Raw genomic sequence first — 20,472 nt, 5'->3', positions numbered from 1 at the left:
TACCAAAAAAAGCAAACCCAGTCGAGTTTGCCTTCTTTAATCATTAGTTCAATGAATTGTTGGCCATGATTTCATCAATGAAGCCATATTCAAGTGTTTCTTGGGCACTCATCCAGTTATCTCTCTCTGCATCTGCGTGAACTTTTTCGATTGACTGACCTGAATTTTCAGCCAAGATTTTTTCCAAAGTGTTACGAGTTTTAAGCAAGTGTTCTGCAGCAATCGCCATATCGGTTTGTTGAGTACCACCACCTGTACCACCCATTGGTTGGTGGATCATGTATTCAGCATTTGGAAGCATGAAACGTTTTCCTTTTGCTCCACTTGATGCAATGACCGTCCCCATAGATGCGGCCATTCCCATAACAATGGTTTGGACATCTGCCTTGATAAAGTTCATGGTATCAACTATTGCCAAACCAGCTGAAACGGAACCCCCAGGTGTGTTTACATAAAGGTAAATATCTTTTGTGCTGTCTTGGGCATCCAAGAAAAGCAATTGGGCAATAACAGAGTTGGCCATATTGTCTTCAACTGGACCTGTCAGCATAATGATGCGGTCTTTGAGAAGACGTGAATAAATATCGTAAGAACGTTCTCCACGGCTTGTTTGTTCAATAACTACAGGAATCATTTATTTCTCCTTTTGAGTTTTATTTTGTTGGTCAAATGACTGAAGATAAGACTATTATAATATCTTGGTCAAAAAAGGTCAAATTTTTGCTCTGTTTTCATTAGACAGAAACAAAAATTCAACCTCCTTTCACGACTGGAAATCCTTTTCAAAGTCAATCTCTTTTTAATTTTATTTTGTACCGAACAAGCGGTCTCCAGCATCTCCAAGACCTGGAACGATATAACCGTGTTCGTTCAAACGTTCATCCAAGGCTGCTGTAAAGATTTCTACATCTGGATGAGCTTCTTGAAGAGCTTTTACACCTTCTGGTGCTGATACAAGGCAGACAAATTTGATATTTGATGCGCCACGTTTTTTAAGAGAATCAACAGCCAAGATTGCTGAGCCACCTGTTGCCAACATTGGGTCTACTACAAAAATTTGACGTTGGTCAATATCTTCAGGCAATTTCACCAAGTACTCAACTGGTTGAAGCGTTTCTTCATCACGGTACATACCGATGTGACCAACCTTAGCAGCTGGAACCAAGCTCAAGAGTCCATCAACCATCCCGATACCAGCACGCAAGATTGGAACGATGGCCAATTTCTTACCTGCCAATTGTTTTTGAACTGTTTTTGTAATTGGTGTTTCGATTTCCACATCTTCTAGTGGAAGATCACGAAGTACTTCATACCCCATCAACATTGCAATCTCATCTACTAGCTCACGAAAAGCTTTTGTAGAAGTATCTGTACGACGCAAGATGGACAATTTGTGTTGAATCAGCGGGTGATTAATAACTTCAATTTTTCCCATTTTTGGAATTCCTTCTTTCAATTTATTCTTCTTATTATACCAAAAAACGGTTTAAAAATCTTTCTAAACCATTTATTTTTGATAATTTTTACATTAAATCTGCCTCTTTAAGAGCTGCCTGTACTGTCTCAAGTGGTAAATGGGTTAATTCTGTTCCCTTTTCTTGGTAAAGGTATTGGGCATAGTCGTCCATTCTGTACTGGTTGATATAAACCACGCGCTTGCAGCCGACCTGAAGCAATTGTTTTGTACAGTTGAGACAAGGAAAATGGGTCACATAGGCTGTAAAGCCTTTAGGAACACCACGTTCTGCACCTTGAAGGATAGCATTGACCTCAGCGTGAAGGGTGCGAACACAGTGGCCTTCAATAACCAAACATTCGTGGTCAATACAATGCTCGGTACCTGAAACTGAACCATTGTAACCAGTGGAAATCACCTTATTATCCTTAACTAGAATTGCGCCCACTTTGGCACGTTTACAAGTGGAACGATTGGCAATTAGTAGGGCTTGGGCTGCAAAGTACTCATCCCAGGCTAGTCTTTTTTCAGTCATCTCTTTTCTCCTTTTTCTCTATTTTTTAAAAAATGGTAACCGTAAATCCGCAATCTTTTCAGCAGGTACTTTCATGCCATCCTTGATCCATTTTAGTAGGACTGAGACGATGGCCGAACTCCAGAAGGAATGAAGATAAGAGCTGACACCTTTTGATTTCCCATGGTATTTTTCTAGAAATTCCTGCATGGCTTGGACAAAGATTTTTTCCAAATGGTAATCTAAGGCCAATTGAATCACTCTGGCTTCTTTTCTTGCTTCTCGGAAAAGGTGAACCCAGACCAAATAGAGGTCTGTCTTTAAATCGTAATGATGCAGCTGTTCCATGATATTGTGGACAGTTCGTTTAAAGACGCTCTCTAAAATTTCCTCTTTGGAATCATAATTGCGATAAAAGGCCGCACGCGAAACACCTGCACGTTTGACCAATTCAGAAATACTAATCTTGGTCAAGTCCTTTTTTTCCAAGAGTTGCAAGAGGGCTGTTTCGATGGCTTCTCTGGTTAATAAATTGGATTCTTGGTTTGATTTTCTGAGATTTTCAAGAGACTTTTCGGAGATTCTACGTTCAGACATAACATTTTCTTTCTACTTGTCACAACAGACGGATGAAGCTTTTGTTTCAAGGGTTTTCATGATATAATTGTAAAAAAAGACAGAACCTTTGTCAATGTATAACTGACAAAGATGGAGAATTTCTATGACTTGGAAGATTATTGCTGACTCTGGTTGTGATTATCGTCAGCTGGAGACACCAGCAATTGATACAACCTTTGTGAGTGTCCCCTTAACCATTCAAGTAGCTGATCAGGTCTTTGTTGATGATGCTAGTCTTAACATTGACCAAATGATGGAAACCATGTATGCAACCGCAGAAGCTTCAAAATCAGCTTGTCCAAGCCCAGATGATTATTTACGAGCATTTGAAGGAGCCAAAAACATTTTCCTCGTAACCATAACTGGTACTCTTTCTGGTAGTCACAATAGTGCTCAACTGGCCAAGAATATTTATCTGGAAGACCATCCTGATACTAAGATTCATGTGATTGATAGTTTGTCTGCTGGTGGTGAGGTTGACCTACTCGTAGAAAAATTAAATGACTTGATTGACCAGGGCTTATCTTTTGAAGAAGTGGTTGAAGCTGTCACTACCTATCAAGAAAAAACCAAGTTACTCTTTGTCCTAGCCAAAGTCGATAACTTGGTGAAAAACGGCCGTTTGAGCAAGCTCATCGGTACAGTTGTTGGCCTTCTCAACATTCGTATGGTCGGAGAAGCTAGTGAAACTGGAACCCTTGAATTGCTACAAAAAGCACGAGGTCCAAAGAAATCAGTTCAAGCTGCCTATGATGAAATCATTAAAGCTGGATATGCTGGTGGCCGTATTATCATGGCCCAACGCAATAACGAAAAATGTTGTCAACAGCTTTCAGAGCGAATCCGTGAAACCTTCCCACATGCGGATATTAAAATTCTCCCAACATCTGGTCTCTGCAGTTTTTATGCAGAAGATGGTGGTTTGCTGATGGGGTATGAAATTGATTAATTGCATTCTTGACAAGAGGTGACCATCATCTCTTGTTTTTTGTGGTACAATAGAGCTATGAAACATTTTGATACTATTGTCATCGGTGGAGGACCTGCTGGCATGATGGCTACAATTTCCAGTAGCTTTTATGGACAGAAAACTCTCCTCATCGAAAAAAATCGGAAACTTGGAAAAAAATTAGCTGGGACTGGTGGGGGACGTTGCAATGTAACCAACAACGGAACTCTAGATGACCTACTAGCTGGAATCCCTGGGAACGGACGCTTTCTTTACAGTGTCTTCTCTCAGTTTGATAACCATGATATCATTAACTTTTTTACAGAAAATGGTGTTAAACTTAAAGTCGAAGACCACGGCCGCGTCTTTCCTGCTAGTGACAAGTCTCGTACCATTATCGAGGCCTTAGAAAAGAAAATCACTGAGCTAGGTGGTCAAGTTTCTACTCAAACCGAAATTGTTTCGGTTAAAAAGGTAGATGACCAGTTTGTCCTTAAGTCCACAGATCAAACCTTCACTTGTGAGAAACTCATTGTCACAACAGGTGGTAAGTCTTATCCTTCGACTGGTTCGACTGGTTTTGGTCACGAGATTGCTCGTCATTTTAAGCACACCATCACCGAGCTTGAGGCTGCTGAAAGTCCTTTATTAACAGATTTTCCACACAAGACCTTGCAAGGAATTTCATTGGACGATGTGACCCTAAGCTATGGTAAGCATGTCATCACTCATGATCTACTCTTTACCCACTTTGGTTTGTCAGGTCCTGCTGCTCTGCGTATGTCAAGTTTTGTCAAGGGTGGGGAGGTTCTCTCGCTAGATGTTTTGCCTCAACTTTCTGAGAAGGACTTGGCTACATTTCTAGAAGAAAATCGGGAAAAATCCTTGAAAAATGCTTTAAGAACCTTGTTGCCAGAACGCTTGGCAGAATTTTTTGTGCAAGGCTATCCTGACAAAGTCAAACAACTGACTGAAAAGGAACAAGAACAACTGCTCCAGTCTATCAAAAATCTCAAAATCCCTGTGACTGGTAAAATGTCCCTCGCCAAGTCATTTGTTACCAAGGGTGGCGTCAGTCTTAAGGAAATCAACCCTAAAACCCTTGAAAGTAAGCTGATGCCTGGGCTCCACTTTGCTGGCGAGGTACTGGATATCAACGCTCACACGGGTGGTTTTAATATCACTTCAGCCCTCTGCACTGGCTGGGTGGCGGGATCAAATCCAATCTAAATCTAAATTTTTCAATGGCTAAATCAGCCCCAAAAGAAAGGAACTACTTTGGAACATATTATCTTGTTAAGGGGAGTTACTCCTAATGGAAAAAATGCTATCCCTAAAATGTCTTATCTAGTAGATATCTTGACAGAAGCTGGTTTTCAACAAGTTCGAACCTATATTCAAAGTGGGAATATCATTCTTGAAAGTGACTTAGATTTAGAAAAAATACGAGAACGTGTCCATACTCTAATAAATGAAAATATTGGTGCTGATTTAAAAATGGTAATCAAGAACAAAAGTGATTTTAAAAAAATTGTCCAAGAACACCCGTTTGGAGAACACTATCTTTATGACCGTATACACGTGATTTTTTATCAAGAATCTATTCAAAGTCTCCCTTTAGAAAAATTGAAAATTGATTACGGCGAAGAAGAAATTTGTGTCGGTAACCACTGTCTCTACCTCTATCTCCCTAGAACTGCAAAACGAAAAAAACTTAATACCAACTATCTTGAAAAGCTGTTCGGCGTTGATCTGACCATGCGAAAGTTAAATGTGGTAGAAAAATTATTAAGCAAGTAGTGCTTGAATTTAATAAAAATCGGAAGAATACTCCTCCGATTTTATTTTGTCTGAATTTGGACATAATGAGCAATCACATCTGATGTGTACTGGGCTGTTCCAGGTCCAAATTTGTCAATGTTTTCCTTAAACTCTGGGTTATAAACGTAGCCTTTACCGATATAACCGAATACTTCAATAGTACAATCAAATCCATAAGTACGGATGGCTTGCAAGAGTTTACCTGCTTCTTCTTGGTTTTCAGACGCTGTTGTCGGTAGACCAGCTTGAAGATTTTGTGCCAATGCTTGAAATACTTGATTGAAGGCAGCCGTAGCTTCGTTTTCGTGACCTTTTTGGCGCTCGAGCGCTTGGTCCATCACTTCTTGTCCATATTTCTCTACCGCCTCTTGGTGGTATTTTTGATGGTCTTGGTAGTTAAATCCAGCGAATTTCTCTTGAATGCTCATTTCTCTTTCTCCTTTTTGTTCTTGAATGGTTTTTTGCAAGGTTGAAATCAAGGTATCCAGATGTTGCCTTTCTCGAGTCAAATAGTCCAACTGCCTGGTCAAATGAGGCAATAAATCTGTCCTTTCTTCCTTTAATAGCTCTGCTATTTTTTCTAAAGAAAAACCTAGATATTTGTAATAAAGAATAACCTGAAGGCGTTCCAAATCCTTTTGACTGTAAGTTCGATAACCGTTTTCCGACTTTAAAGGAACCAAAAGTCCTATCTTGTCGTAGTGGTGCAGGGTCTTGACAGATACGCCCGAAAACTGCGCAGCTTCTTTTATATGGTACATGATTTCCTCCTTATACTCAATGAAAATCAAAGAGCAAACTAGGAAGCTAGCCGCAGGCTGTACTTGAGTACGGTAAGGCGACGCTGACGTGGTTTGAATTTGATTTTCGAAGAGTATTACATTGATAGTATAACCCCTTCCCTTAGGTCAGAGTCAAGCGTTTTTGCGAAATTTTTAAAAAATTTTGAGAAAGGTGTGAAAACTTGAAAATGGTTTTCTTGACAGACCTTAGAAAACATGATAGGATAGTCAAGTCTATCAATCAAAAGAAACGCTCATCTTGAGTACTGATGAGGCTATTTGCCAAGGGCAGTAGCTTTTTCTTTTGTAACACTAATTTTAGGAGTTTAACTATGTCTGAAAAATCGCAATGGGGTTCTAAACTGGGCTTTATCCTAGCATCTGCTGGTTCAGCCATCGGACTTGGTGCCGTTTGGAAATTCCCCTACATGACTGCTGCTAACGGTGGAGGAGGCTTTTTATTAGTCTTTCTCATTTCCACTATTTTAATTGGTTTTCCCCTTTTACTAGCTGAATTTGCCCTCGGTCGAAGTGCTGGTGTCTCTGGGATTAAAACCTTTGGAAAACTTGGCAAGAATGGCAAGTACAACTTCATCGGTTGGATTGGTGCCTTTGCCCTCTTTATCCTCTTATCTTTCTACAGTGTTATTGGAGGATGGATTCTAGTCTATCTAGGCATTGAGTTTGGGAAATTGTTCCAGCTTGGTGGAACGGGGGATTATGCTCAGTTATTTACTTCAATCATTTCCAATCCAGCCATTGCGCTTGGAGCTCAAGCTGCCTTTATCTTGTTGAATATCTTTATTGTATCACGTGGGGTTCAAAAAGGGATTGAAAGAGCTTCTAAGGTCATGATGCCCCTGCTCTTTATCATCTTTGTTGTCATCATTGGTCGTTCTCTCAGTTTGCCAAATGCCATGGAAGGGGTTCTTTACTTCCTCAAACCAGACTTCTCTAAGCTGACAAGTGCTGGTCTCCTCTATGCTCTGGGACAATCTTTCTTTGCCCTCTCACTAGGGGTTACAGCCATGCTGACCTATGCTTCTTACTTGGATAAGAAAATCAATCTGGTCCAGTCAGGAATTTCCATCGTAGCCATGAACATCTCGGTATCTATCATGGCAGGTCTAGCCATTTTCCCAGCCATGTCAGCTTTCAATATCCAGTCTGAAGGGGGACCAAGCCTGCTCTTTATCGTCTTGCCTCAACTCTTTGACAAGATGCCCTTTGGAACCATTTTCTACATCCTCTTCCTCCTGCTCTTCCTCTTTGCGACGGTCACTTCTTCTGTCGTTATGTTGGAAATCAATGTAGGCAATATCACCAACCAGGACAACAGCAAGCGTACCAAGTGGAGTGTTATTTTAGGAATTTTGACCTTTGTCTTTGGCATTCCTTCAGCCCTATCTTACGGTGTTATGGCGGATGTTCATATCTTTGGGAAAACCTTCTTTGATGCTATGGATTTCTTGGTTTCTAATCTCTTCATGCCATTTGGAGCTCTCTGCCTTTCACTTTTTACAGGCTATATCTTTAAGAAGGCTCTTGCTATGGAGGAATTCCATCTTGATGAAACAGCATGGAAACAGGGACTGTTCCAAGTCTGGCTCTTCCTTCTTCGCTTTATTATTCCAATCATCATCATCGTGGTCTTTATCGCCCAATTTATGTAATTAAAAAGGACTTGAGTAGTGAACTCAGGCCCTTTCTTTTTTTATGGATGGCTAACAATCAATTCCAAACCTTGCCCTTCCAGAGTCCATGCTTCAACATCACTTGGTAGGATAAAGTGGCTGCCTTTTTGGATTGGATAGTTTTTTCCGTCAACAGTCAGTTGACCTTGACCAGCTAAGACACTCAATAAGCTGTAGTCAGCTGTTTTTTCGAAGTCAACTTTTCCAGTAATTTCCCACTTGTAAACTGCAAAGAAATCATTGGATACAAGGAGAGTTGAGCGTAAATCGTCAGCTTTGATACTTACTGGACGGCTATTTGCTGGTTCACCAATGTTCAAAACATCGATGGATTTTTCAAGGTGAAGTTCACGCAAGTTGCCATTATCATCCTTGCGGTCAAAGTCATAGACACGGTAGGTGGTATCGCTAGACTGCTGGGTTTCAAGAATCAAGATACCTGCTCCGATAGCATGCATGGTGCCACTTGGCACATAGAAGAAATCTCCAGCCTTAATAGGCACTTTTGTCAGCAAGTCCTCCCAGTTTTTATCCTCGATTTGCTGACGGAGTTCTTCTTTTGACTTGGCATTGTGACCGTAAATAATCTCTGAACCTTCATCTGCTGCAATGATGTACCAACATTCTGTTTTTCCGAGTTCGCCTTCATGCTCTAGTCCATAGGCATCGTCTGGATGGACTTGGACGCTGAGCCAGTCGTTGGCATCGAGGATTTTGGTCAAAAGTGGAAATACAGGCTCTGGACGATTGCCAAACAATTCACGGTGCTCTGCATACAAAGTAGCTAGGTCTGTTCCTTCAAAGCGACCATTGGCAACTTTAGAGACTCCATTTGGATGGGCTGAGATGGCCCAGTATTCTCCGATTTTTTCACTTGGAATGTCGTAGCTAAACTCATCACGTAGCTTGGTTCCACCCCAGATTTTTTCTTGCATAACTGATTGTAAAAATAACGGTTCTGACATGTCAATCTCCTGTCTGATTTTTCTCCCCTCATTATAGCAAAAAAAGAGTTCGAATTGAACTCTTTTTCACATCTTATAAATTAGGGAGAAGATTTTATAAAAATAGTGAACAAATGTGCTCTACTCAATGCTTGCACCATTGCTGGCAATGACATCCTTATACCAGTAGAAGGATTTCTTCTTGCTACGTTTGAGAGTCCCATTTCCTGCGTTATCTCGATCCACATAGATAAAGCCATAGCGCTTGTTCATTTCGCCTGTTCCAGCCGAAACCATCCGGAAAAGTCAGTTTTTCGGTCATAAGTCTACTCAACTTTCTTATTTGCTTGTTCATTTACTTATATTATAGCTCATTCTGAAACCTTTTCTTATAAAATACTGTGACATACTGATACTATTCTACTATTTAAGTTGATCAGATTGTTTTTTAAAAAATTATCCTCTCGAAAAAGCAAATAGCCTCCCCGGAAACAAAAAAAGAAGACTGAAAACTAGTCTCCTCTGTTCCTTTTAAATCAAAGCTGTGATAGCGGTTACTAGGCCAAAAATAATACCTGGTGCATTCGCTGCTGCAAGGGGGATATCTCTTTCTTTTTTGAAAAGACCGTAGTAGACCCATAGACTACAGTTGATCGCTGCAACCAAGGGCTCAATGAAATTTCCTTTTTGACCAGCCAGATTGTCCATGATTTGTGGGAAGTAAGACATATACATCATAACAGACATAAAGGTCGCTACCCAACCTAACATTTTCATTTGTTTTTCAGTTATTTTCAAAACCTATTTCATTTTTACTGAATCTTATTTTATAATCTTCTTTCAAAACAATCAAGACTTTGAAGCTTTTGTTATAAAGATGTAAACTATCACAATCTTGTGAGAAGAAAGAGGGAACAGAAAAAAGACTGGATTGCTCCGATCTGTTTAGTCAATCAAATATTAGAAAATGAATACTCCTTTTCAATGAATCGATTGATGGTAAATAAGCTGTTAGAAATTATTGACAGTATCGAAATTTTCTAGTAAAATGAATTTTGTTAATACCTAAATGGTGTGTAATTTTCTATCAACATAGTCAGGAGAAAAGGAACTTATGCTAAAAAAATTTAATGAATTGTCACTGAAAGATAAGGCTTATCTAATTGGCGGTTTGATCTTATTAGTCATTGTGATCTCCTTTGGTCTGCTCAATCGTCAAACAGTAACTGTCAGTCTTGTCTTTACACAACTATCTGCTCCCTTGATTTTGGTGATTTTTACTTGTCTAGTAATCGGGATCATTGTTGGTAGTGCTATTGGTTTTAGCTATCACCATGGCAAGACTCAAGAGCTGAAAAGCCGCATTGCTGAAGCAGAAACGACTATCCATAAAAAAGACAAGGAGCTTCTCCAGTACAAGGAACAGGTGCAACAATTAAAACAGGAAGCCAAACAATAAGTGTAGAAATCATAACCACCCGTCAGCGGGTGGTTTTTTGTCTCGCACCTAATGGAACGAGACGGACTGAAAATCGCATAACAGAAAAAAAACCGGATTGCTCCGATCTTTCAATAGTTCATATTCGCAATTTCTGTTGTAAAAATAGCTAAGGTTAACGTCAATGACTAAGCGTCCTATTTCATACGATAAAAATCAATCACTAGACCAGCAGGGCCACTCACTAGCAAGGATTCTGTTCCCCAATCGGTTACAGTTAGACCGTTTAAAACCTGGATACCAAGTTCTTTCAACCGTTGGTAGTTCTGGTCTACATTCTCAACCTCAATGTGAAGAATGATTCCTGACTGAAAGTTTTCCAAAGGAACCAAATGATTTTGGGACAACATCAGACAGTGACTGCCAATCGTAAACTGAGCAAAACCATCATCAGCATAATCTGCCTTTTTATCCAAGATATGCTCCAAGTCAGCACAGACTTGGGGAACATCTGAAACGATAATATCTAATTGATTTAAATTCATTTACTATCCTCCATAAAAAGACCGGATTGCTCCGATCTTTTTAAGTTCCACGAAGGAATTATTTAATTGCGCGTGATTGCAAACCTTCTTCTTCCAAGAAGAGACGGAATGGTACGAGTTCTTCTGCTTCGTATTTTTCCTTGAAGGCTTTGATTGCTTCTTCTGAGTGAAGTTTTGGATCCAATTCAAGTACTTCTACTGGAAGTGGACGGTGTGGAGTGATGTGAGCATCGATAACAACAGTTTTACCTTCTTTGTTCAATTTAACAGCTTCTGCAACAACTGCATCGATATCTTCGATACGGTTTACAGTGAACCCTACAGCACCTTGCGCTTCAGCGATTTTCGCATAGTCAGCATTAGGGAAGTCACAACCAAACAAGTGTTTGTTTGTGTCTTCGTATTTGTCCTTGATGAAGGCATATTTACCATTTGAGAAGACAACGTTGATAACTGGAAGGTCGTATTGAACGTTTGTGATAACGTCTGGGTAGCACATGTTGAATGCACCGTCACCCATGATGTTCCATACTTGGCGATCTGGATTGTCTTTCTTAGCAGCGATACCACCAGGAAGGGCAATACCCATTGTCGCAAAGAGTGGAGATGTACGCCACATGTTCTTAGGTGTCATGTGAAGGTGACGAGTAGATGTTTGAGTAGTGTCACCTACGTCGATTGAGTAGATAGCGTCTTGATCAGCATGTTTGTTGATTGCATTGTAAACTTGATACAATTGCAATTCACCCTCAGTTTTACCTTCGAGTTTGTTCATGTAATCACGCCAGTTTTGGTTGTTCTTAACGTTTGCACGCCACCATGGAGTAGATTCAACTGGGTTCACTTTGTCAAGGATAGCTTGTGCTGCTTGACCAGCATCACCAAGGATTGAAGCGTCAAGGGCATGACGTTTACCAAGTTTGTAAGGGTCAATATCCACTTGGATGAATTTTTCAGTGTTCTTAAATGCTTCGTAAACTTCTGCAAATGGGAAGTTTGAACCAAGGAAAAGAACTGTGTCTGCTTCAAAGACCACTTCGTTGGCTGGTTTCCAACCAACACGGTAAGCAGAACCTGTCAAACCTTCGTAGTTCCATTCGAAAGCTTCAAAGTTTTTACCAGTAGTGATGATTGGTGCTTTGATTTTACGTGACAATTCAGTAATCACTTCACCAGCTTTAACACCACCGTAACCAGCATAGATAACTGGACGTTCAGCATTGTTCAAGATTTCAACAGCTTTATCGATTTCAACTTCGTTCAAAGCAGGAGCGATGAATGAACGCTCGTATGAACCTGATCCATAGTATGAGTTTTCGTCGATTTCTTGGAAACCGAAGTTTACTGGGATTTCAACAACAGCTGGACCTTTTTTAGAAACTGCAGCACGGCAAGCTTCGTCGATAACTTTTGGCAATTGCTCAGCGTAAGCTACACGTTTGTTGTAGACAGCGATACCGTTGTACATTGGGTTTTGGTTCAATTCTTGGAAAGCATCCATGTTGAGTTCGTTAACTGGACGTGATCCAAGGATCGCTAGGAATGGAGTGTTATCCATAGCTGCATCGTAAACACCGTTAATCAAGTGAGTCGCACCTGGACCACCTGAACCAACTGCAACCCCGATTGAGCCGCCGAATTTAGCTTGCATAACCGCTGCAAGAGCACCTGTTTCTTCGTGGCGAACTTGCAAGAAGCGGATATCTTTGTCTTCAGCCAAAGCGTCCATCAATGAGCTGAGTGTTCCTGATGGGATACCGTAGATTGTGTCTACGCCCCATGTTTTCAATACATTAAGCATTGCTGCAGATGCAGTAATTTTCCCTTGAGTCATAATGATAACTCTCCTTCAAATATTTTTAAATCTACTAAAAAAGGTTTCGTATACTTTTTGAAAACGTTTCAGCAAATTTTTACTCTACTAATTTATCACATTTCGTTCGACTTTTCTAAGAATCTGCTCAGAAGTTTTTATTCTCTATTACAGTACAGTTTGAAAACGTTTTAGCTTCTGTTTTATAATAAAAAGCGAGCAAGCCCGCTTTTAATCTATTTTACTAAAGTTTAACAGAAGGGAACTGGTCAGAACAGATACAGAACTAAAGGCCATAGCTAGACCTGCCAATTCTGGGTTGAGGACCAATCCAATACCTGAAAAGACTCCTGCTGCTATCGGAATTCCAACGACATTGTAGATAAAGGCCCAGAAAAGATTGAGCAGAATTCGATTAAAGGTTTTCTTACTCATGTCAAAGGCACGAACCACTCCTAGGAGGTTATTAGTTGTCAACACCAAATCTGCTGACTCGATGGCAATATCTGTTCCAGCTCCCATAGCAATCCCCACATCTGCTACACTGAGGGCAGGAGCGTCATTGATGCCATCACCAACAAAGGCTACTTTTCCAGCTGATTGTAGTTTATGTATTTCATGAGCTTTTTCTTCTGGCAAGACACCTGCAATGACCTCTTCAATTCCGATTTGATCTGCAATAGCACGCGCCACACCTGCATTGTCTCCTGTCAGCATGACTGTTTTAAGGCCTCGTTTTTTCAACTGACTGATGGCTAGCTTAGCATTTTCCTTAGGGATATCCTGCAAAGCAAGCAAGCCTTTGATTTCATTGTCCACAGCCAAAAACACAACTGTCTTAGCTTCTTTTTCCAGTTCTTCTAGTTTTTCTTGATAAATGCTAGAAATATCCATGCCATCCAGCATTTTAGCATTTCCAAGCAGAACTTGTTTTCCATTGATTTGCCCTGAGACACCTTTTCCGTGCAAGGCTTGGAAATTTTCAACAGTTTGTAACTCAAGTCCAGCTTCACTGGCTCGTTTCACAACGGCTTCAGCCAGTGGGTGTTGAGAAGCTTCTTCCAAGGAGGCTGCCAATTCAAGCACTTCTACTTCGTCGCCGATGATATCTGTTACCACAGGTTTCCCTTCCGTCAAAGTTCCAGTCTTATCAAAGACAAGAGTTTGGACTTTCTGGATTTCCTGTAGAACCATTCCATTTTTGAGGAGAACTCCCATCTTGGCACTGCGTCCTGTCCCTACCATAAGGGCTGTCGGTGTTGCGAGCCCCAAGGCACAAGGGCAGGCGATAATCAAAACCGCCACTCCGTAGAGAAGAGAGGACACAAAGCTAGCTCCAAGCACGACTACACTATCTCTCAACAAGACAAACCAAACCCAAAAGGTCACAATCCCTAAAATGACAACTGCTGGAACAAAAATCCCTGAAACTTTATCAGTCAAGTCCTGAATCGGAGCACGACTTGTCTGAGCTTTCTTCACAAAATCCACAATCTGAGCCAAAACAGTCTCTGAACCAACTTTTTCTGCTCTAAAAACAAGTGTTCCACTATTATTGATGGTTGAACCAATGACGGTATCTCCAACTGTCTTGTCCACAGGCAGACTCTCACCTGTCACCATAGACTCATCAATACTAGAGATACCTTCTACTACGACACCATCAACAGCAATCTTTTCACCGGGACGCACTCGAATCAGGTCACCTACCTTGACTTGTTCCAAAGGAACTTGGACATAGCTATCCTCACGCAAGACTTCTGCTGTTTTAGCCTGCAAGTCCAGCAATTTCTCCACAGCTTGGGAAGTATTTTTCCGCATTTTCTCCTCAAAAACGGCTCCCATAAGAACGAAGAAGAAGATAAATGCAGCACTTTCAAAGTAAACGGGGAGACCAGCAAAGAGGGCAACTAAGCTATAGAAATAGGCCACTAGGGTTCCCAGAGCAACCAAGGTATCCATGTTGGCATTGTGCTTTTTAAAACTAGCCCAAGCACTTTGGATATAAGGACCACCTGCTACTAGCATAATCGGTGTTGTGGCTAAAAAGGTTCCCCAACGCATAACTTGGTGACTAATTCCTCCTGTCGACATCCCAATCATGAGAATCACAAGAGGCACAGTAAAGATACTAGTAATCCAAAAACGTTGTAAAAGGCTTAGAGATTTTCGAGTCTTCTCAACTACAGTATAACTCCCCTTTTGCATCTTCATGCCGCATGAAAATTCATGCTCGCCCAAGTCTTGAGGAGTAAAGCGAATGACTTTTTCCTCGTCTTGAGCGATTGGTTCTAGAATCCCTTCTTCTTCGAAGAGAATCTCTCTATAACAGTTTGAGGGTGTCACACGATGAAAGGTAATCTCAGCAGGAATCCCTTTTTGCAGTTGAATGTGGGCTGGATGGTAGCCTTTGTCTGCCGTAATACGGATTTTTTGAACACCATTTTCAAGGCTTGCCTTTACAATTTCAGTCATATCATTCTCCTATTCTACAATCATCTTACCGTGCATCATATTCATGCCACAAGAGAAACCATACTCTCCAGCCTGCTCAGGCGTGATTTCCACTACATACTCTTCCCCCATTGGCAGGTCCGCATGAACACCAAAGTCTGGAAAAACAATCTGATCCAGACAGGGTGAAGGGTCCTTACGGTCAAAGACAATGCGGGCTGGCACTGATTTCTTGAGGATAATCAACTCAGGCGTATAGCCCCCCATAACCTCCACTCGAATCTCTTGGTAGCCCTTTTTTTGCTGGGCCTTTTGTCCAGATTTTTCAGGCTTTTTGAAAAACCAAAACAAGATAAACGCGATAAGGGCAATACAAATAATGGTTACAATGCTATTTAACATGACGTCTCCTTTACATACAATTACATTTTACTTCTGTTACAGCGCTTGATTTCTTCTCAGAAATCACAGCTTCCAAGTCTTCCAAGTCAGCCTGAGTAAAATCACATTCAGCAATCAAATCAGCCAACAAGTTCTTAATCCTACGAGAACAAACCTTGTCCTTGATATCTTTGACAAGTAAATCCCGACTTTGGTCCAAAGTTAAAAGGGCTGAATAGACAAAGGACTTGCCTTCTTTTTTCCTCGTCAGACACTCTTTATCGACCAAACGAGCCAAAAGAGTTTGAATGGTTGACTTGGACCAGTCGAATCGCTCAGCCAGAACCCTGATCAAATCTGAACTGGTCTGCTCCCCCTGCATCCAAATAATCTTCATAACCTGCCATTCTGCATCTGAAATCTGCATAATCACACCTCCTAAAATCTACATTTGTCGATCACAGTTATTAGTATACTCTTATAATCTACATTTGTCAACTATGAACTTAATCTTTTCTTTGGAAAATAGAATTTTAATCATTTGAAAAACTATTTCCAGTCAATTTTTACTATATAAACTATAAAAATATGCTATACTAAAGAAAAAAGAAAACAACCACTAGGGGTGCGTAAAGCTGAGATTAACAACTGTTAGACCCTTTGACTCAATCTAGGTAATGCTAGCTGATGGAAGTGGAAATGATAATGGGGACTAGCAGTCTTCTATTGTCTTCCTAAAACAGACCAGCTTGTTCTTAAGAATACAAACTTCAGTTGGTTGGGAGGTTTTAGATGACTTATTTACCCGTTGCTTTGACCATTGCAGGAACTGACCCTAGTGGTGGTGCTGGCATTATGGCTGATTTAAAGTCATTCCAAGCTAGAGATGTCTATGGAATGGCTGTTGTGACAAGTCTTGTCGCTCAAAATACCAGAGGCGTTCAGCTAATCGAGCACGTGTCTCCTCAAATGTTGAAAGCCCAATTGGACAGTGTCTTTTCGGATATCAAGCCTCAGGCTGTAAAAACTGGCATGTTGGCAACTACCGAAATCATGGAAATCATCCAACCCTATCTTAAAAAGTTGGACTGTCCCTATGTTCTTGACCCTGTTATGGTCGCTACGAGTGGGGACACCCTGATTGATTCCAGTGCCAGAGACTACCTAAAAACAAATCTGCTTCCCCTTGCAAGCATTATCACACCCAATCTTCCTGAGGCAGAAGAGATTGTTGGTTTTTCAATCCATAATCCAGAAGACATGCAGCGTGCTGGTCGCCTGATTTTAAAAGAATTTGGTCCTCAGTCTGTAGTCATCAAAGGTGGTCATCTCGAAGGCGGTGCCAAGGATTTCCTCTTTACCAAGGATGACCAATTTGTCTGGGAAAGTCCACGAATTCAAACCTGTCATACACATGGTACTGGATGTACCTTTGCTGCAGTGATTACGGCTGAACTAGCCAAGGGAAGAAGTCTTTATCAGGCAGTTGATAAGGCCAAGGCTTTTATCACGAAAGCTATTCAAGATGCCCCTCAACTCGGTCATGGTTCTGGCCCAGTCAACCATACAAGCTTTAAAGATTAAAAAACTCTCTAGTTCCCACTTTAAGGGAATTAGAGAGTTTTTATACTTTTCAAAAATCTCTTCAAACTACATCGGCTTTATCTGCAACCTCAAAGCTGTGCTTTGAGCAACCTGCGACTAGCTTCCTAGTTTGCTCTTTGATTTTCATTATGTATTAATTAGAAAATAATGTCATCCAACTTTGTCAAAAAGGCTTGCGTTTTTGCTTCTATATCTTCTGCTTGCATTAGATCACGCACTACAGCTACTCCAGCTATGCCAGTTGCGGCAAGTTGGTCAATGTTCTCCGAAGTCAAGCCTCCAATAGCAACTACTGGAATGGCAACCGTTTGGCAAATTGTCTTCAAGGTTGAAATCAGGGTGATGGGTGCATTTTCCTTGGTGGTGGTTGGGAAAATGGCTCCTGTCCCCAAGTAATTCGCCCCTCCTTCTTCTGCCTCGAGAGCTCTTTTTACAGTTTTAGCTGTAACACCGAGGATTTTGTCAGGGCCCAAGACTTGTCGGGCAACCGAAACTGGTAGTTCATCGTCTCCTATATGCAGACCAGCAGCATCAACCGCAAGACAAACATCCAAACGATCATCGATGATCAAGGGTACCTGATAGGCATCTGTTATTTCCTTGACTTGTTTTGCCAGTTGATAATATTGATTGGTTGTGAGATTTTTTTCTCGTAATTGGACTATGGTAACACCTGAACGGCAAGCCGTCTCAAGCTTTTCAAGAAATCTTTCCATGGAATCTTGGTAGCGATTGGTTACCAGATACAGTCTAAGCGCCTCTCTATTCATAAACATCTCCTTTGATGGTATCTAGCCAATTTTCATCTCTTTTTAGGAGCGAAAGCTGATTGAGTACTTGGTAGCGAAATGCTTCCAATCCCATTCCTTGGACCACTATTCTCTCAGCAGAGATATTGAGATAAGAAACCGCTAGGCAAGAAGCTTCAAAACCAGTCTTTCCTTGGCCGAGAAAAACTGCTGTCAAGGCTCCAACCAAGTCTCCTGTCCCTGTTATCCAGTCTAATTCTGCACAGCCATTTCCCAGTACAGCGACCTGATTCTTCGAAACGATGAGGTCCTTGGGGCCTGTGACTAAGAATGACATACCTGGATAGGTCTGACACCAGTCTTTCAAGACTTGAAGTAAATCCTCAGTTTCTTGATCTTTAGCACTCGCATCGACCCCAACGCCGTGGTGCTTTAAGCCAACAAGACTTCGTATTTCTGACATGTTTCCTTTAAGAACCGTAGGGCTATAGTCTAAAAGGTCTCTGACTAGTCCCTTACGAATAGGCGACGCTGTTACGCCAACCGCATCTACTACCATCGGGAGAGAAGATTGGTTTGCATACGAAGCTGCCATATGGATTGCTTTTTCCTTCTCAGCAGACAAATGCCCCAAATTGATGAAGAGAGCCTGACTCTGTTTGGTAAAATCAAGAACCTCACGGGGATCATCTGCCATAACAGGTTTACATCCCAGAGCTAAAATCCCATTTGCCAGCATCTCACAAGAAATCTCATTGGTAATACAGTGAATGAGGGAAGTCGTTTCCAGAGGAAAGGGATTTGTCAATTTCTGCATCAGTCTATCCTTTCACCAAAGAAATATCCCTGCACTTTTTTAAAGAATTCCTGCTTGATTAAAAATCGAAAGGCAATAAAGGAAATCGCTGTACCAATCAAGGTTGCTCCGAAAAATCGAGGCGTGTAGATAAACCAGCTAAGTTTAGCAGCCGATCCTGTGAAGAGTACCATAACAGGATAGGAAACAATAGAACCAATAATACCTGTTCCCAAAATTTCTCCCAAGGCTGAAAAATAAAATTTTCGACCATACTTATAAAAGAGACCTGCAAGGAGGGCTCCAAAAGTCGCTCCTGTGAGAGCTAAAGGCGGAATCCCTTGAGTCGTCATACGGATAAAGGCTGTGACTGTAGCCATAACCAACGCATAAACAGGTCCCATCATGATTCCTGCTAGAATATTGACTACACTGGACATCGGTGCCATTCCCTCAATCCGAAAGATAGGCGTAAGGACTACATCAAGGGCAATCATCATGGATAAAATGGTTAATTTGTGAACTTGCAATTGGTGCTTTCTCATGTTTCTATTCTTCTCCTTTTTCTCCTTTTTCTAAAGAGTGTAAATCACTCTTCCATGTCTGGTGTTGGTAGGCCATTTGCCAAAACTTGGCTTCCATGTGAACACTGATGTGGAAGGCATCTAGCATTTTTTTCTTGTCTGTCTCATCACTTTCGCGATAGAGTTGATTGACTAGCGCTCCCTCCTCTCTGATTTGTTGCTCTAACTCATCCGTAATATAAGTTTCAATCCATTGTTGGTAGAGAGGATTTGGTGATGGTTTAAGATTAAGTGATTTGCCTATATCATGGTATAACCAAGGACAAGGCAGCAAACTTGCAAAGGCAATGCCCAAGTTTGACTCTGCAAATTGCCGATAAATGTGAGAAATATAATGATAGCAGGTTGGAGCGATTGGATGTTGCTCCATTTCCTGGTCGCTGATTTCCAATTCCTTGAAAAATTGTTGTCGGATAAATAACTCACCCTCCACTAGACTCTGAGCATTTTGTTTCAAGAGTCTTTTCATCTCTTGATTCGAAGTCTTATCAGCCAAAAGGTGATAGATTTCTGAGAAAGCCTTCAGATAGTAGGCATCCTGAATCAGGTAATAGCGGAAAATGGACGGGTCTAAATCTCCCTCTTGTAATTGTAAAATAAAGGGATGATGAAAAGAAGCCTGCCAAGCTTCCTTGGATAATTCCATCGCAATATCTGTAAATTCCATAATAACTCCTTTATAAAAATAGACTGGTTTGAAGCAATAAAAAGAAAAGCAGGTAGATTAATTTTGTTTTTTTAGAAATATAAAAGATCCGATAGCTATTATCCACCTGTGCATGTTCGTCATATCCATGCGCCGACAGAGCTCTCAGGTAAAGATGGCGCCACCTAAAGACTGTCATCAGGACCTTGCTGTAAATCAAGGGAGACCAAACATGCAGTTCTTGACCACGTAATAGGCAAGCTTCTTTTAGGGACTTGATTTCTTTCTGAATAAGGGGAAAGGAATTGAATACCACAATCAAGGCATAGGCCCAAGACCGTGATAACCCCTTTTGAGCCAAGTACAAAAGAAGCTCTTTTAGGGAAATAGAGGAAACAAAGACAAGGCCTATACAAACTGTAACGAAAGCCCTCGTTCCGAGCATGACTGCCTGCGAAGCATCCCCATGTAACTGAACTGCCCAGTAGTTGGCCAAAGATGGCAAAATGGCAAGTAGAATCATACAAGCCAACATCTTAAATCGACGGTAATAGAGCATAAAGAGAATACAAAATGCTACTACTGAGAGATTAAGAGCAATCGAAGGAATGAAAGATGTTTCCAAGGATAAAATCAGCAAGAAGAGACTGATAATCGGTGTCTGGGTTGCTACTTTGACCATA

The 20,472-nt window shown here is 41.0% G+C and carries 23 protein-coding genes, 1 pseudogene and 1 riboswitch; of the genes and pseudogenes, 6 read left to right on the top strand and 18 right to left on the bottom strand.

Annotated elements, in window-relative coordinates; genetic code table 11:
* Positions 1–43 precede the first annotated feature (43 nt).
* The 4 genes from clpP to ACORHU_RS03325 form a co-directional block, all read right to left on the bottom strand.
* Positions 44–634 (bottom strand): ATP-dependent Clp protease proteolytic subunit ClpP, encoded by a 591-nt coding sequence (clpP, locus tag ACORHU_RS03340; protein WP_000613475.1) that lies wholly within the window; start codon positions 632–634, stop codon positions 44–46.
* Between the two features lie 171 nt (positions 635–805).
* Entirely contained in the window at positions 806–1,435 is a 630-nt protein-coding gene (gene upp, locus ACORHU_RS03335; RefSeq protein WP_000515974.1) for a uracil phosphoribosyltransferase, read from the bottom strand.
* Positions 1,436–1,523: 88 nt separating this feature from the next.
* Positions 1,524–1,991 (bottom strand): deoxycytidylate deaminase, encoded by a 468-nt coding sequence (locus ACORHU_RS03330; RefSeq protein WP_000136973.1) that lies wholly within the window; start codon positions 1,989–1,991, stop codon positions 1,524–1,526.
* Between the two features lie 18 nt (positions 1,992–2,009).
* Positions 2,010–2,567, bottom strand: a complete 558-nt coding sequence (locus ACORHU_RS03325; RefSeq protein ID WP_000004136.1) for a TetR/AcrR family transcriptional regulator — start codon at positions 2,565–2,567, stop codon at positions 2,010–2,012.
* 124 nt (positions 2,568–2,691) lie between these two features.
* Between ACORHU_RS03325 and ACORHU_RS03320 the strand changes: the two genes are divergently transcribed.
* The 3 genes from ACORHU_RS03320 to ACORHU_RS03310 are packed head-to-tail and all read left to right on the top strand — an operon-like array spanning position 2,692 to position 5,337.
* Positions 2,692–3,537 carry a DegV family protein gene (locus tag ACORHU_RS03320; RefSeq protein WP_434364776.1) on the top strand — a complete coding sequence of 282 codons (846 nt, stop codon included), beginning with the start codon at positions 2,692–2,694 and terminating at the stop codon, positions 3,535–3,537.
* Between the two features lie 57 nt (positions 3,538–3,594).
* Entirely contained in the window at positions 3,595–4,767 is a 1,173-nt protein-coding gene (locus tag ACORHU_RS03315; protein WP_265476689.1) for an NAD(P)/FAD-dependent oxidoreductase, read from the top strand.
* 48 nt (positions 4,768–4,815) lie between these two features.
* Positions 4,816–5,337: a DUF1697 domain-containing protein gene (locus ACORHU_RS03310; protein WP_049535414.1), complete on the top strand. Its 522-nt coding sequence runs from the start codon at positions 4,816–4,818 to the stop codon at positions 5,335–5,337.
* Between the two features lie 41 nt (positions 5,338–5,378).
* On the opposite strand, the gene ACORHU_RS03305 is transcribed toward ACORHU_RS03310, so the two are convergent.
* Positions 5,379–6,119, bottom strand: a complete 741-nt coding sequence (locus ACORHU_RS03305; RefSeq protein WP_049535415.1) for a MerR family transcriptional regulator — start codon at positions 6,117–6,119, stop codon at positions 5,379–5,381.
* A 353-nt stretch (positions 6,120–6,472) separates the two neighbouring features.
* Here ACORHU_RS03305 and ACORHU_RS03300 point away from each other — a divergent pair, with 353 nt between their 5' ends.
* Positions 6,473–7,813: a sodium-dependent transporter gene (locus ACORHU_RS03300; protein ID WP_285306012.1), complete on the top strand. Its 1,341-nt coding sequence runs from the start codon at positions 6,473–6,475 to the stop codon at positions 7,811–7,813.
* A gap of 41 nt (positions 7,814–7,854) precedes the next feature.
* Here ACORHU_RS03300 and manA read toward each other — a convergent pair whose 3' ends face one another.
* From manA to ACORHU_RS03285, 3 genes and pseudogenes are all read right to left on the bottom strand, one after another.
* A complete protein-coding gene (gene manA / locus ACORHU_RS03295) occupies positions 7,855–8,799 on the bottom strand; it encodes a mannose-6-phosphate isomerase, class I (protein ID WP_371509852.1) in 945 nt (314 codons plus the stop codon).
* A 120-nt stretch (positions 8,800–8,919) separates the two neighbouring features.
* Positions 8,920–9,075, bottom strand: a pseudogene (locus ACORHU_RS03290) (family 1 glycosylhydrolase); the annotation flags it as partial.
* 234 nt (positions 9,076–9,309) lie between these two features.
* Positions 9,310–9,570 carry a SemiSWEET family transporter gene (locus tag ACORHU_RS03285; RefSeq protein ID WP_025170330.1) on the bottom strand — a complete coding sequence of 87 codons (261 nt, stop codon included), beginning with the start codon at positions 9,568–9,570 and terminating at the stop codon, positions 9,310–9,312.
* Between the two features lie 322 nt (positions 9,571–9,892).
* Here ACORHU_RS03285 and ACORHU_RS03280 point away from each other — a divergent pair, with 322 nt between their 5' ends.
* The gene (locus ACORHU_RS03280) at positions 9,893–10,237 is read left to right on the top strand and encodes a LapA family protein (protein ID WP_049503129.1); all 345 of its coding nucleotides are present in this window, start codon (positions 9,893–9,895) and stop codon (positions 10,235–10,237) included.
* Positions 10,238–10,413: 176 nt separating this feature from the next.
* Here the strand turns inward: ACORHU_RS03280 and ACORHU_RS03275 are convergent, their stop codons facing one another.
* The 5 genes from ACORHU_RS03275 to ACORHU_RS03255 form a co-directional block, all read right to left on the bottom strand.
* Positions 10,414–10,761, bottom strand: coding sequence for a VOC family protein (locus tag ACORHU_RS03275; RefSeq protein ID WP_414338135.1), 348 nt, complete (start codon positions 10,759–10,761; stop codon positions 10,414–10,416).
* Positions 10,762–10,819: 58 nt separating this feature from the next.
* Positions 10,820–12,595 carry a pyruvate oxidase gene (spxB, locus tag ACORHU_RS03270; RefSeq protein WP_414393094.1) on the bottom strand — a complete coding sequence of 592 codons (1,776 nt, stop codon included), beginning with the start codon at positions 12,593–12,595 and terminating at the stop codon, positions 10,820–10,822.
* A gap of 210 nt (positions 12,596–12,805) precedes the next feature.
* On the bottom strand, positions 12,806–15,049 hold the full coding sequence (locus ACORHU_RS03265; protein ID WP_271630749.1) for a heavy metal translocating P-type ATPase: 2,244 nt from the start codon (positions 15,047–15,049) through the stop codon (positions 12,806–12,808).
* 9 nt (positions 15,050–15,058) lie between these two features.
* Positions 15,059–15,430 (bottom strand): cupredoxin domain-containing protein, encoded by a 372-nt coding sequence (locus tag ACORHU_RS03260; RefSeq protein WP_000935055.1) that lies wholly within the window; start codon positions 15,428–15,430, stop codon positions 15,059–15,061.
* A 10-nt stretch (positions 15,431–15,440) separates the two neighbouring features.
* On the bottom strand, positions 15,441–15,836 hold the full coding sequence (locus ACORHU_RS03255) for a CopY/TcrY family copper transport repressor (RefSeq protein WP_271630748.1): 396 nt from the start codon (positions 15,834–15,836) through the stop codon (positions 15,441–15,443).
* A gap of 184 nt (positions 15,837–16,020) precedes the next feature.
* Positions 16,021–16,118: riboswitch (TPP riboswitch) on the top strand.
* 83 nt (positions 16,119–16,201) lie between these two features.
* Here ACORHU_RS03255 and thiD point away from each other — a divergent pair.
* Positions 16,202–16,993, top strand: a complete 792-nt coding sequence (gene thiD / locus ACORHU_RS03250) for a bifunctional hydroxymethylpyrimidine kinase/phosphomethylpyrimidine kinase (protein ID WP_049535423.1) — start codon at positions 16,202–16,204, stop codon at positions 16,991–16,993.
* A 158-nt stretch (positions 16,994–17,151) separates the two neighbouring features.
* Here the strand turns inward: thiD and thiE are convergent, their stop codons facing one another.
* The 5 genes from thiE to ACORHU_RS03225 are packed head-to-tail and all read right to left on the bottom strand — an operon-like array spanning position 17,152 to position 20,471.
* Complete coding sequence (thiE, locus tag ACORHU_RS03245; RefSeq protein WP_434364770.1) at positions 17,152–17,784, bottom strand: thiamine phosphate synthase; 633 nt, start codon at positions 17,782–17,784, stop codon at positions 17,152–17,154.
* Positions 17,777–18,580, bottom strand: coding sequence for a hydroxyethylthiazole kinase (locus tag ACORHU_RS03240; protein ID WP_434364768.1), 804 nt, complete (start codon positions 18,578–18,580; stop codon positions 17,777–17,779). Before ACORHU_RS03240 ends, thiE begins: the two co-directional genes overlap by 8 nt.
* A complete protein-coding gene (gene thiW, locus ACORHU_RS03235) occupies positions 18,580–19,104 on the bottom strand; it encodes an energy coupling factor transporter S component ThiW (protein ID WP_001225561.1) in 525 nt (174 codons plus the stop codon). The genes ACORHU_RS03240 and thiW overlap by 1 nt, the downstream gene beginning before the upstream one ends.
* 4 nt (positions 19,105–19,108) lie before the next feature.
* Positions 19,109–19,810, bottom strand: coding sequence for a thiaminase II (gene tenA / locus ACORHU_RS03230; protein ID WP_434364766.1), 702 nt, complete (start codon positions 19,808–19,810; stop codon positions 19,109–19,111).
* Between the two features lie 10 nt (positions 19,811–19,820).
* On the bottom strand, positions 19,821–20,471 hold the full coding sequence (locus ACORHU_RS03225; protein WP_434364764.1) for an energy-coupling factor transporter transmembrane component T: 651 nt from the start codon (positions 20,469–20,471) through the stop codon (positions 19,821–19,823).
* Position 20,472: the final 1 nt, after the last annotated feature.

It is taken from the genome of Streptococcus sp. KHUD_015 (assembly GCF_051106265.1).
Classification (GTDB): domain Bacteria; phylum Bacillota; class Bacilli; order Lactobacillales; family Streptococcaceae; genus Streptococcus.
The sequence above is the reverse complement of the archived record's forward strand: the minus strand, read 5'-3'. Positions and strand labels throughout refer to the sequence as shown.

What these genes read in the sequence shown, in the direction of transcription:
- spxB (WP_414393094.1), bottom strand. Translation starts at nt 12,595, where the DNA reads ATGACTCAAGGGAAAATTACTGCATCTGCAGCAATGCTTAATGTATTG.
- ACORHU_RS03280 (WP_049503129.1), top strand. Translation starts at nt 9,893, where the DNA reads ATGCTAAAAAAATTTAATGAATTGTCACTGAAAGATAAGGCTTATCTA.
- ACORHU_RS03325 (WP_000004136.1), bottom strand. Translation starts at nt 2,567, where the DNA reads ATGTCTGAACGTAGAATCTCCGAAAAGTCTCTTGAAAATCTCAGAAAA.
- ACORHU_RS03265 (WP_271630749.1), bottom strand. Translation starts at nt 15,049, where the DNA reads ATGACTGAAATTGTAAAGGCAAGCCTTGAAAATGGTGTTCAAAAAATC.
- thiW (WP_001225561.1), bottom strand. Translation starts at nt 19,104, where the DNA reads ATGAGAAAGCACCAATTGCAAGTTCACAAATTAACCATTTTATCCATG.
- ACORHU_RS03330 (WP_000136973.1), bottom strand. Translation starts at nt 1,991, where the DNA reads ATGACTGAAAAAAGACTAGCCTGGGATGAGTACTTTGCAGCCCAAGCC.
- ACORHU_RS03225 (WP_434364764.1), bottom strand. Translation starts at nt 20,471, where the DNA reads ATGGTCAAAGTAGCAACCCAGACACCGATTATCAGTCTCTTCTTGCTG.
- ACORHU_RS03255 (WP_271630748.1), bottom strand. Translation starts at nt 15,836, where the DNA reads ATGCAGATTTCAGATGCAGAATGGCAGGTTATGAAGATTATTTGGATG.
- ACORHU_RS03315 (WP_265476689.1), top strand. Translation starts at nt 3,595, where the DNA reads ATGAAACATTTTGATACTATTGTCATCGGTGGAGGACCTGCTGGCATG.
- tenA (WP_434364766.1), bottom strand. Translation starts at nt 19,810, where the DNA reads ATGGAATTTACAGATATTGCGATGGAATTATCCAAGGAAGCTTGGCAG.
- thiE (WP_434364770.1), bottom strand. Translation starts at nt 17,784, where the DNA reads ATGAATAGAGAGGCGCTTAGACTGTATCTGGTAACCAATCGCTACCAA.
- ACORHU_RS03275 (WP_414338135.1), bottom strand. Translation starts at nt 10,761, where the DNA reads ATGAATTTAAATCAATTAGATATTATCGTTTCAGATGTTCCCCAAGTC.
- ACORHU_RS03305 (WP_049535415.1), bottom strand. Translation starts at nt 6,119, where the DNA reads ATGTACCATATAAAAGAAGCTGCGCAGTTTTCGGGCGTATCTGTCAAG.
- clpP (WP_000613475.1), bottom strand. Translation starts at nt 634, where the DNA reads ATGATTCCTGTAGTTATTGAACAAACAAGCCGTGGAGAACGTTCTTAC.
- manA (WP_371509852.1), bottom strand. Translation starts at nt 8,799, where the DNA reads ATGTCAGAACCGTTATTTTTACAATCAGTTATGCAAGAAAAAATCTGG.
- ACORHU_RS03240 (WP_434364768.1), bottom strand. Translation starts at nt 18,580, where the DNA reads ATGCAGAAATTGACAAATCCCTTTCCTCTGGAAACGACTTCCCTCATT.
- ACORHU_RS03300 (WP_285306012.1), top strand. Translation starts at nt 6,473, where the DNA reads ATGTCTGAAAAATCGCAATGGGGTTCTAAACTGGGCTTTATCCTAGCA.
- ACORHU_RS03320 (WP_434364776.1), top strand. Translation starts at nt 2,692, where the DNA reads ATGACTTGGAAGATTATTGCTGACTCTGGTTGTGATTATCGTCAGCTG.
- thiD (WP_049535423.1), top strand. Translation starts at nt 16,202, where the DNA reads ATGACTTATTTACCCGTTGCTTTGACCATTGCAGGAACTGACCCTAGT.
- ACORHU_RS03260 (WP_000935055.1), bottom strand. Translation starts at nt 15,430, where the DNA reads ATGTTAAATAGCATTGTAACCATTATTTGTATTGCCCTTATCGCGTTT.
- upp (WP_000515974.1), bottom strand. Translation starts at nt 1,435, where the DNA reads ATGGGAAAAATTGAAGTTATTAATCACCCGCTGATTCAACACAAATTG.